Raw genomic sequence first — 11,326 nt, forward strand, 5'->3', positions numbered from 1 at the left:
GGCGTGCCGGCGCGCCACCACTTTCAGGAGTTCCATGCTTAGCTTTGTCGTCCGCCGGCTGTGGCAGATGCTGCCCACCATGCTCGGGGTCGTGGTGCTGGTCTTCGTGCTGTTCAACTGGGTGGGCGGCGACCCGGCCTACCTGCTGGCCGGGAAGATGGCCGACAGCGCCGCCATCGAGAACATCCGGCGCCAGCTCGGCACCGACCAGCCCTATACCGTGCAGCTGTGGATCTTCATCCAGCAGATCCTGAGCTTCGACTTCGGCAATGCCTGGAGCACGGGCGAGCCGGTGTCGCACATCATCTCCAGCCGCCTGGGACCCTCGCTCACCGTGCTGGTGCCGCTCACCATCCTGGAGACCGTGCTCGGCATCGCGCTGGCGCTGGCCATCGCGTTCGTGCGCGGCTCCTTGACGGATCGCGCCGTCATGGTGGCCTGCACGGTCGGCATGTCGATCTCGATCCTGGTCTACATCATCGTGTTCCAGTACGTCTTCGCCTACAAGCTGGGCCTGTTCCCGGTGCAGGGCTGGGGCGCCAGCCTGGGCGAGAACCTGCTGCGCTATGCGCTGCTGCCCATCATCATCGGCCTCGCCGTGTCGATCGCGCCGACCCTGCGCCTGTACCGCAGCTTCGTGCTCGATGAAGTGGGGCAGGACTACGTGCGCACCGCGCGCGCCAAGGGCCTGAGCGAGCGGCGCGTGGTCTGGGTGCACGTGCTGCGCAATGCCGCGATTCCGATCATCACCCATGTCATGGCCAACCTGCCGGCGCTCCTGATCGGCGCCTTCCTGCTGGAGCGCTTCTTCGGCATCCCCGGCATCGGGCGCGAAGTCATCCTGGCCGTCGAGCGCAGCGACTTCCCGGTGATCAAGGCGATCACGGTCTATGTCGCCGCCGCGACCATGGTGTTCAACCTGCTGGCCGACTTGCTGTACCAGCTTGTGGATCCGCGGGTGAAGCTGGCATGACGATTGCGATGACGACGACCCGCGCCCCGGGCCTGTGGGCGCTGGCCTGGCGCCGCCTGCGCGCCGACCGCATCGCCATGGCGGCGCTCGGCGTGGTGGCGGCCTTCCTGCTGATGGTGCTGCTGTCCGCGACGGGCCTGGTAGCAGGCGACTGGGAAGAGGAGGTGGCGGTCAACTACGCACCGCCGACCTTTATCGGCGCCGACGCCCAGACGCGCGCGCTGGCTGCGGCCCAGTTGCCGCGCGAGACGCCGCCGAACGCCTTCGATCCGCTGGCGGCCGAACTCGCCGAGCTGAAGGCGCAGGTCCGCGCCAGCCATCCGCCCACGCCGAAGGCGAGCACGCTGCCTTTCGGCGCCGACAAATGGGGCCATGACATCGTGAAGAAGACCATCAAGGGTGGCGAGACTTCGATCGTGGTGGGACTGGTGGCGGCGTTTGTCGCGGTCGCGCTGGGTACGCTGTTCGGCGCGCTGTCGGGCTTTTTCGGCGGCCTGGTGGACGACCTGTTCAACTGGTTCTACAGCATCTTCACCTCGATCCCGTCGATCCTGATGATCCTCACCGTGGCCGCCGTGCTGCAGCAGAAGGGCGTGATGACCATTGTCCTGATCCTCGGCCTGACCGGCTGGACCGGGCCCTACCGCCTGATGCGCGCCGAGTACATCAAGCACAAGGCGCGCGAATACGTGATGGCGGCGGACGCCATCGGCGCTTCCCCCTGGCGCAGGATGTTCGGGCACATCCTGCCGAACGTCTCGCACGTGGCCCTGGTGCAGATGTCGATCCTGGTGGTCGGCTTCATCAAGGCCGAAGTGATCCTGTCCTTCCTCGGCTTCGGCGTGCCGGTCGGCGTGGTGTCCTGGGGCAGCATGCTGAACGAGGCGCAGAACGAACTCATCCTCGGCAAATGGTGGCAGCTGGCAGCTGCCGCGAGCGCGATGGCGCTCCTGGTCACCGCCTTTTCGCTGTTCGCGGACGCCCTGCGCGACGCGCTCGACCCGAAGCTCAAATGATGATTGACCCGAACATCCTGCTGCAGGTGCGCGACCTGCGCATTTCCTTCCGCGTCGACCGCAGGAACACGGTCGAGGCGGTGAAGGGCATTTCCTTCGATGTGCCGCGCAACAGCACAGTGGCGCTGGTGGGCGAATCCGGCAGCGGCAAGTCGGTCAGCTCACTGGCCGTCATGGGCCTGCTGCCGCAGGAAACCACGGTCGTCCATCCGGGTTCGAGCGCGCATTTCGACGGCCGCGAACTGCTCGCGCTGCCCCTGTCCGAACGGCGCAAGCTGTGCGGCAAGGACATCGCCATGATCTTCCAGGAGCCGATGTCCTCGCTCAACCCGGTGTTCACAGTGGGCTACCAGATTGGCGAGGTGCTGCGCCGGCACATGGGCATGCATGCGAAAGCGGCGCGGGCCCGCACGCTCGAACTGCTGGCCGAGGTCGGGATTCCCGACCCGGCCGCCAAGATCGACGCCTACCCGAGCCAGATGTCGGGCGGCCAGCAGCAGCGCGTGATGATCGCGATGGCGATCGCCTGCGAGCCCAAGCTCCTGATCGCGGACGAGCCGACCACGGCGCTCGACGTGACCATCCAGAAGCAGATCATGGACCTGATCGCGCGCCTGCAGAAGAAGCACCAGATGGCGGTGCTGTTCATCACCCACGACCTCGGCCTGGTGGCCGAGATCGCCGACCGCGTGATCGTGATGCGCCATGGCGAGGTGCGGGAAGAGGGCGCTGCCGCCCAGGTGTTCGGCGCCCCGCGCGACGCCTACACCCGCACCCTGCTGCATTGCCGTCCGAAGCTGGATGACCGGCCGCTGCGCCTGCCCGTGATCGACGACTACCTGGGCGGCCGCTTTACGCTGGAGGAACAGCTGCCGCAGCGCGCGCGCGGCAGCGCGCCTGGCGACGAGCCGGTGCTGATTGTGAAGAACCTGGCCAAGAGTTTTACCTTGCGCGAGGGCCTGTTCGGCAAGCGCGAGTTCCACGCGGTCAAGGATGTTTCCTTCACGTTGGCGCGCGGCAAGACCCTGGGCGTGGTGGGCGAGTCCGGCTCGGGCAAGACCACGGTCGGCCTGACCCTGCTGCGCCTGCACCGCGCGACTGGCGGGAGCGCCATGTTCGAAGGACGCGACCTGTTCGCGATGTCCGAGCGCGACTACCAGGCCTACAAGCGGCGCATCCAGATCATCTTCCAGAACCCCTACGCCTCGCTCAATCCGCGCTTCACGGTGGGCCAGATCCTGCTCGAACCGATGCGCATCCACCGTATCGGCGCGGACGATGCGGAGCGGATCGGGATGGCATACGAGCTGCTCAGGCGGGTTGGGCTGCCGGAGGGGGCCTTCCACCGCTACCCGCACGAATTCTCGGGCGGCCAGCGCCAGCGGATCGCGATCGCGCGCTGCCTGACCATGAAGCCGGAGATCCTGGTGTGCGACGAATCCGTGTCGGCGCTCGACGTCTCGGTGCAGGCCCAGGTCCTGAACCTGCTGCAGGACCTGCAGGACGAGTACGGCATGAGCTACATCTTCATCTCGCACGACCTGTCAGTGGTGAAGTACATTGCCGACCAGGTGATGGTGATGCACCACGGGAGCGTGGTGGAGATGGCGGATTCGGACGAGCTGTATCGCAATCCGCAGCAGGAATACACGCGCGCGTTGCTGGCGGCGATACCGAAAGGGTAGGGTGGTCGGCTCTGCTGACCGCGCGGTGATTGTTGGCGGCTCTGATTTCGTGCCGGATGATCTCGCTGCTACCTATCACCGCGTGGGCGGCACAGCCGCCCACCCTACGGAAAAACAACAGCGGCGGCCAGCGATGGTCGTCAAAGTGGGCTACACTAGCGCGATGCCCCAGCTTGTCGACCTGCTCCAGATCTACGGTGTGCTGATCGTGTTCGGCATTGTCCTTGTCGAACAGTTCGGCCTGCCCATTCCTGCCTTCCCGGTGCTGGTCGTGGCAGGCGCGCTCTCGGTCGACGACGCCCTCAGCTGGCAACTGTGCCTGCTGGCCGCGGTGCTGGCCTGCCTGGTCTGCGACCTGTTCTGGTTCCGCGCCGGGCGCTTCTACGGCAAGCGCATCCTGCGCCTGCTCTGCAAGATCTCGCTGTCGCCCGATTCCTGCGTCAACCAGACCGAAGACCGCTTCCGCCGCTTCGGCGCCAAGTCGCTGCTGGTGTCCAAGTTCGTCCCCGGCTTCAATACCATCGCCGCACCGCTGTCGGGTGCGATCGGCACCCAGACCCGCCGCTTCCTCGGCTACTCGGTGGCCGGCTCGACGCTGTGGAGCGGCACCGGCATCCTGCTCGGCATCCTGTTCCACGACGGCGTCCAGGAACTGCTCGGCTGGCTCGAGACGGCCGGCGGCACCGCCCTGTCGGTGCTGGCCACGCTGCTGCTGCTCTTCATCGCCGTCAAGTACGTGGAGCGGCGCCGCCAGCGCGCCCGCAGCGCCATTCCGCGCATCGAGATCGCCGAGCTGAAGGCGCTGATCGAAGGCGGCCACGATCCGCTCATCATCGACGCGCGCAGCCTGACCGCCCAGCAGCTCGAAGCGGCGATCCCCGGCGCCCTCGTGTTCCAGTCCTGCCGGGCGGACCAGCTGATGGCCACCCTCGACCGCGAACGCCACATCATCGTCTACTGCAGCTGCCCGAACGACGTCACCGCGGCCGAGGTCGCCAAGCAGTTCCTGGCCAACGGTTTCCACCGGGCCCGCCCGCTGCGCGGCGGCCTGGATGCCTGGAACGCGCATGGGAGCAACGACCCCGAACTGGCGCCGGCGCCGTGTTGAGGTAGTTCGACTACTTCAGACTTCGCGTCGTCTAAGCGCTGGTTCGCGCCGTGAAAAGCGGGCTTTGTACCTAAACTACAAAATCCGCTTGTAAGACTACTACAAACTTGTGTAAGCTTGGTCATCGCTTCTTTAATAGCTGCAATGACTGCCTTTCCCTCCAGCCTCGTCCACGCTTCGACCAACTTCGCCGGCGGTGCGCGCCTGCTTGCCGACATCGGCGGCACCAATGCGCGTTTCGCACTGGAGACCGGACCCGGGCGTTTCGAGGCGATCGAGGTGCTGTCCTGCCAGGAGCACGCGGGCCTGGCCGACGCCATCCGCGCCTACCTGGCGCTGCCGCGGGTAGTGCTGCTTGCCGGCGGCGTGCGCCATGCGGCGATCGCGATCGCCAACCCGGTCACCGGCGACCAGGTGCGCATGACCAACCACCACTGGGCCTTCTCGATCGAGGCGCTGCGCCAGGAGTGCGGCTTCGATACGCTGGTGGTGGTCAACGATTTCTCGGCGCTGGCGCGCTCGCTGCCGCACCTGGGCGAGCACAAGCGCCAGGTCGGCGGCGGGGCGCCCCTGCCTGACGCGCCGCTCGGCCTGCTGGGCGCCGGCACCGGCCTCGGTGTGTCCGGCCTGATTCCATGTGGCGCGAGCTGGACCGCGCTGCGCAGCGAAGGCGGCCACGTCAGCTTCTCGCCGGTGAACGAGGTCGAGGTCGCGATCCTGCAATACGCCTGGCGCGAGTTCGAGCACGTTTCCAGCGAACGCCTGCTGTCGGGCGCCGGCGTGGAACTGATCTACCGCGCGCTGTCCGAGCGCGCCGGCCGTCCGGACAGCCTGAGCGCACCCGAGATCTCGCGCCGCGCACTCGCTGGCGAATGCGCCATCTGCGACGAGGTGCTGGAAGCCTTCTGCGGCATGCTCGGCACCGCCGCCGGCAACCTGGCCATCACCCTGGGCGCCCAGGGCGGCGTGTACATCGGCGGCGGCATCGTGCCGCGCCTGGGCGAGCGCTTCGCCGCGTCGTCGTTCCGCCGCCGCTTCGAGCAGAAGGGGCGCTTCAGCGCCTACCTGGCCCAGGTCCCGACCTATGTGATCACGGCGGAGTACCCGGCTTTCCTGGGTGTGGCCGCGATTTTGTCGGAAAAACTGGCCGCCGCTTGACGAAATAGGGGCATTCCTGCACGGGCGACCCCGGTCGTCTTGTCCGTTCCTGTGTTTTATCGGTTACAATGGCCGTCAGTTGTCGGAAACGCCTTCGCCTGCCTGCGCCCTGCGCGGCCCCGGGTTTCCCCTGAAAGACCAACCGTAGATTGCTCGCCTGGCACGCGGGCAGCCCGGGCCGGCGCCAAGCCGGCCACCTGAGTCAGCCCCGCGCATTCCAGCCGGGGCCCACGGATTCCAGCATATTGCGCGCAGCACCTTCGCACCGTGGCCGGTCTCGGCCCCGCGGCTGGCATCCGCCAAACCAGTGTAGTTTTGAGTGTGCATTCGAGCGTGACGATACCGCGATATGAATACTGACGAGGCCAAGCGCGTCCTCGAGGCCGCCTTGCTGTGCGCGCGCGAGCCGATGACGATCCACGGCATGAAGAAACTCTTCGCCGAGGTCGACGCCAATGGCCGCCAGCTGAACGCCGGCGTCGGTAGCGACACGATCAAGATTCTGCTGGAAGAATTGCGCCAGGACTGGCAGGGGCGCGGCATCGAGATCGTCAGCCTGGCGTCCGGCTGGCGCTTCCAGAGCCGGCCCGAGATGAAGCCTTACCTCGACCGCCTGTCGCCCGAGAAGCCGCCGAAGTATTCGCGCGCGACGCTGGAGACGCTGGCGATCATCGCCTACCGGCAGCCGGTCACGCGTGGCGATATCGAGGAAATCCGCGGCGTCGCCGTGAATTCGCAGACCATCAAGCTGCTGGAAGACCGCGGCTGGATCGACGTGGTCGGCCACCGCGAAGTGGTGGGGCGCCCGGCGCTGCTGGGCACCACCAAGCAGTTCCTGGACGACCTCGGCCTGGCCTCGCTGTCGCAGTTGCCGCCGCTGCAGGCCGTCAGCGACGGACCGGACAGCCGCAGCCTGGAAGCGCTGGAAGCGGCGCTGAACGACAACTTTGACAGGGCGGCCGCGAGTACGGACGCCGACGAGACAGACAACGAGCTAGAAACCGAGACGGACGCCATGCCCGTCGAAGTCCCCCATTTTGACCGGGAGACGGCAGCAGCCGCCGGGCCGGATCAGCACAATAAAGATACGAACGATGAATCCAACTGAACCGAACGACAAGCCCGTCGAGGCCGAAGCCACCGCCAAACCGAAGCGTACCCGCAAGACCGCCGCCAAGGCGGAAGCCGCTCCCATGACCGAGGCCGCACCGGCAGCCGAGAAGCCGAAGCGCGTCCGCAAAGCCGCCGCTGCGCCGGCGGAGGCAGCTGTCGAAGCGCCCGCCGCAGCCGAGCCGGCAGCCAAGCCGCGCAAGACCCGCGCCAAGGCCACGCCGACCGAAGCCTCGCCCGCTCCTGCCGTGGAGGCACCAAGCGCCGCGCCGGCAGTCGAAGCCGCCGCAGCCCCGGAAAGCGAAGTGCGCAAGCCGCGTGGCCCGCGCCAGATGCGCGAAAAGCGCCAGGAACGCGAACTGCGCCAGCAGGAGGTCGCTGCTGCCAAGCCGACGGTCGAGGCGGCGGCAAACGAAGGCGATCAGCCGCAGGGCGAGGTCAAGCGCGAAGAGCGCAACCGCAACCAGAAAAAACAGCGCGGCCAGCAGAGTCAGCGCCCACAGCAGGGTGGGCAGCAGGCCGGCAAGCCGCAGCAGGGCAAACAGGGCAAGCAGCAGGGCAAGGCAGGCAAGCCGCAGCAGGGCAAGGGCGGCAAGGCTAACGACGCCGACGCCGTGTTCTCGTTCGTCACCTCGGACGACTTCGATGCCAACGAAGGTGGCCGCGGCAAGGCGCCAGCCAAGCCGGTGCGCCGCGACCTGACCGCGGACGACGACGCGCCCAAGCTGCACAAGGTGCTGGCCGAGGCCGGCCTGGGTTCGCGCCGCGACATGGAAGAACTGATCGTCGCCGGCCGCGTGTCGGTCAACGGCGAGCCGGCCCACATCGGCCAGCGCATCCTGCCGACCGATGCGGTGCGCATCAATGGCAAGCTGATCCAGCGTCGCGTCAACAACAGCAAGCCGCCGCGCGTGCTGGTGTACCACAAGCCGGCCGGCGAGATCGTCAGCCATGACGATCCGGAAGGCCGTCCGTCCGTGTTCGACCGCCTGCCGACCATGAAGACCGGCAAGTGGCTGGCCGTGGGCCGCCTCGACTTCAACACCGAGGGCCTGCTGCTGTTCACGACCTCCGGTGACCTGGCCAACCGCCTGATGCACCCGCGCTACAACATCGACCGCGAATACGCGGTGCGCACCCTGGGCGAGCTGGAAGAGGGCATGCGCCAGAAGCTGCTCGCCGGCGTCGAGCTGGACGATGGCCTGGCCTCGTTCTCGAAAGTCCAGGACGGTGGCGGCGAAGGCATCAACAAGTGGTACCGCGTGGTCATCGGCGAAGGCCGTAACCGCGAGGTGCGCCGCATGTTCGAGGCGGTCGGCCTGACCGTCTCGCGCCTGATCCGCACCCGCTACGGCGCCATGACCCTGCCCACCGGTCTCAAGCGCGGCCGCTGGGAAGAGCTGCAGGACAACGACGTGCGCGCCCTGATGGCGGCCTTCGGCGTCGAGAAGAAGGGCGGCGGCGACAACAATGCCAAGGGCAAGGGCGGCAAGCCGCAAGGCGGCAACCGTGACGATGCGCGCCGCTCCGACGGCAACCGCATCGACCGCGCCGACGCCAACCGCAACGTCGACCCCTTCGGCCCGCCGGTGGTGCGCGCCGGCGCGCCGCGCCAGCAGGGTCCGGGCGGCTTCGCAGGCGGTCGTCCGCAGGGGCAGGGCGGCAAGGGTGCAGCCGGCGGCAAGGGCCGCGGCGGCAACAACGCCGGCCCCTTCGGCGGCAACAAGGGAGGCAGCAGCCGTCCGAAGCAGCCTGACCCGCTGCAGACCACCTTCGGCTTCGCCGGCACCGGCGGCGGTCGCCGTGGTGGCCAGGGTCCGCGTGGCTCCGAGCACGGTTTGCCGCGCCGCGGTCGTCGCGGTTAAGGCCGAGAAAGCGCGAGAGGCGGCGAAAAACGGGGAAATATCATGATTTTCATGATAATTTTCTGCGCCGCCGGGCACGCGATGCTGCAATGCCGTAGAATGCAGCGCATGCCCCGTTATGGTCATCCTGCCAACTGTTGCTTTTTATGCTAGCGCCCGTCCATTTTTGGCCCGGCGATTGCGAGAGAGGCAGGATCTCTGTATAATTTGCAGCCTAATCAAAGTTCTTCCCATATTTTCTTGGTGCAAGTGCTTTCATCTGGTTGGGTTGTGAATACAAAAAGATGGGCAGATGCCCATTTTTTTTTTGTTAAATCGGTTTCGAGTCGTGGAGAAGCGCCGTGCAGCAGTTTGAACTCATCGCAAAAACAGTGGGTGGCCTCGGCTACGAACTCGTGGATGTGGAACGGGGCGAGCGCGGCATCCTGCGCGTGTACATCGATTTCCCCGCCGACGTGGTGGAAGAGAAGGGCCCGATCACGGTCGAGGACTGCGCCACGGTCAGCCACCAGTTGTCGCACCTGCTCACCGTCGAGAATGTGGATTACGAACGGCTGGAAATCTCGTCGCCGGGCCTCGATCGCCCGGTGCGGACCCTGGCCGACTTCGCGCGCTTTGCCGGGCATGAATGCACGGTGAAACTGCGGTTCGCCATGCCCGGCACCGCGAACCGGAAAACCTTCACGGGGATCCTGCGCGGCGTCGAAGGCGACAAGGTTGGTCTGGAATTTGATAATAAAGATGGTGCAGCGTTGTTGGAATTTACGCTGGCCGAATTGGACAAGGCACGTCTGGTGCCGCAGGTGGATTTTAGGAGTCGCAAAGCATGAGTCGCGAAATTTTATTGCTGGTGGATGCGCTCGCGCGCGAAAAGAACGTCGATAAGGAAGTGGTTTTCGGAGCGCTCGAATTCGCGCTCGCGCAGGCCACGAAAAAACGCTATGAAGGCGAGGTCGACATTCGCGTGAGCATCGATCGCGACACCGGCGAATTCGAGACCTTCCGCCGCTGGCACGTCGTTCCCGACGAGGCCGGCCTGCAGCTGCCCGACCAGGAAATCCTGCACTTCGAAGCCAAGGAGCAAATCCCTGACATCGAAGTCGACGAATACATCGAAGACCCGATTGAATCGGTCGAGTTCGGCCGCCGCTTCGCCCAGGACACCAAGCAGGTCGTCCTGCAGCGCGTGCGCGATGCCGAGCGCGAGCAGATCCTGCAGGACTTCCTCGAGCGCGGCGACTCGCTGGTCACCGGCACCATCAAGCGCATGGAGCGCGGCGACGCCATCGTCGAGTCGGGCAAGATCGAAGCGCGCCTGCCGCGCGACCAGATGATCCCGAAAGAGAACCTGCGTATCGGCGACCGCGTCCGCGCCTACATCCTGCGCGTGGACCGCAACATGCGTGGCCCGCAGGTGATCCTGTCGCGTACCGCGCCGGAATTCATCATGAAGCTGTTCGAGCTGGAAGTGCCGGAAATCGAACAGGGCCTGCTGCAGATTAAATCGGCTGCCCGTGACGCCGGCGTGCGCGCCAAGATCGCGGTGTTCACCGCCGACAAGCGCATCGACCCGATCGGCACCTGCGTCGGCATGCGCGGTTCGCGCGTGCAGGCCGTGACCGGCGAGCTGGGCGGCGAGCGCGTGGACATCGTGCTGTGGTCGGACGATCCGGCCCAGTTCGTGATCGGCGCGCTGGCGCCGGCCAACGTCTCCTCGATCATGGTCGACGAAGACAAGCACGCCATGGACGTGGTGGTGGACGAAGAGAACCTGGCGATCGCGATCGGCCGTTCGGGCCAGAACGTGCGCCTGGCCTCGGAACTGACTGGCTGGAAGATCAACATCATGACCGCCGAAGAATCGGCGAACAAGGTGGCCCAGGAAACCGCCGCGATCCGCGTGCTGTTCATGGAGAAGCTGGATGTGGACCAGGAAGTGGCCGACATCCTGGTCGATGAAGGTTTCTCGAGCCTTGAAGAAATCGCTTACGTCCCAATTTCCGAAATGCTGGAAATCGAGTCGTTCGACGAAGACACCGTCAACGAACTGCGCACCCGTGCCCGTGACGCACTGGTGACCGAAGCGATCGCTTCCGAAGAAGGCCTCGAAGGGATGGAAGAAGCCCTCGTGAACCTGGAAGGCATGGACCGCACCACCGCCGGCAAGCTCGGCCTGGCTGGCATCAAGACGGTCGAAGCCTTCGCGGCACTCGCGTATGACGAATTCGGCGCCATCCTGGCGCTGTCGTCGGACCGTGCCCGCGACCTGATCAAGAATGAATTTAATGATGTGACCGACGAAGAGATGAAGCTGGTCGACAGCAAATACGATGACCGCGCCAAGGCGCTGCAGGCGAAAGCCTGGAGCCTGGCAGAAACGGCCAAGGCGTAATTTGCAAATCTTTATCATC

9 protein-coding genes are annotated in these 11,326 nt (G+C 65.9%); all 9 read left to right on the plus strand.

Annotated elements, in window-relative coordinates; all coding sequences use genetic code 11:
* Positions 1 to 34: 34 nt before the first annotated feature.
* A complete protein-coding gene (locus LK542_RS01500) occupies positions 35 to 973 on the plus strand; it encodes an ABC transporter permease (RefSeq protein ID WP_227800231.1) in 939 nt (312 codons plus the stop codon).
* A complete protein-coding gene (locus tag LK542_RS01505; protein ID WP_227810538.1) occupies positions 970 to 1,989 on the plus strand; it encodes an ABC transporter permease in 1,020 nt (339 codons plus the stop codon). Before LK542_RS01500 ends, LK542_RS01505 begins: the two co-directional genes overlap by 4 nt.
* Complete coding sequence (locus LK542_RS01510) at positions 1,989 to 3,674, plus strand: ABC transporter ATP-binding protein (RefSeq protein WP_227810799.1); 1,686 nt, start codon at positions 1,989 to 1,991, stop codon at positions 3,672 to 3,674. The genes LK542_RS01505 and LK542_RS01510 overlap by 1 nt, the downstream gene beginning before the upstream one ends.
* Positions 3,675 to 3,807: 133 nt before the next feature.
* Positions 3,808 to 4,782, plus strand: coding sequence for a VTT domain-containing protein (locus LK542_RS01515; RefSeq protein WP_307728865.1), 975 nt, complete (start codon positions 3,808 to 3,810; stop codon positions 4,780 to 4,782).
* Between the two features lie 144 nt (positions 4,783 to 4,926).
* Positions 4,927 to 5,940, plus strand: a complete 1,014-nt coding sequence (locus tag LK542_RS01520) for a glucokinase (RefSeq protein WP_227810539.1) — start codon at positions 4,927 to 4,929, stop codon at positions 5,938 to 5,940.
* A 349-nt stretch (positions 5,941 to 6,289) separates the two neighbouring features.
* Positions 6,290 to 7,048, plus strand: a complete 759-nt coding sequence (scpB, locus tag LK542_RS01525; RefSeq protein WP_227800235.1) for an SMC-Scp complex subunit ScpB — start codon at positions 6,290 to 6,292, stop codon at positions 7,046 to 7,048.
* Positions 7,035 to 8,915 carry a 23S rRNA pseudouridine(2605) synthase RluB gene (rluB, locus tag LK542_RS01530; RefSeq protein ID WP_227810540.1) on the plus strand — a complete coding sequence of 627 codons (1,881 nt, stop codon included), beginning with the start codon at positions 7,035 to 7,037 and terminating at the stop codon, positions 8,913 to 8,915. Before scpB ends, rluB begins: the two co-directional genes overlap by 14 nt.
* 341 nt (positions 8,916 to 9,256) lie before the next feature.
* Positions 9,257 to 9,745, plus strand: a complete 489-nt coding sequence (rimP, locus tag LK542_RS01535) for a ribosome maturation factor RimP (protein ID WP_227810541.1) — start codon at positions 9,257 to 9,259, stop codon at positions 9,743 to 9,745.
* On the plus strand, positions 9,742 to 11,307 hold the full coding sequence (nusA, locus tag LK542_RS01540; protein WP_227800238.1) for a transcription termination factor NusA: 1,566 nt from the start codon (positions 9,742 to 9,744) through the stop codon (positions 11,305 to 11,307). The genes rimP and nusA overlap by 4 nt, the downstream gene beginning before the upstream one ends.
* Positions 11,308 to 11,326 lie beyond the last annotated feature (19 nt).

Origin of the sequence: Massilia sp. IC2-477 (genome assembly GCF_020707265.1) — a bacterium.
GTDB lineage: Bacteria > Pseudomonadota > Gammaproteobacteria > Burkholderiales > Burkholderiaceae_D > Telluria.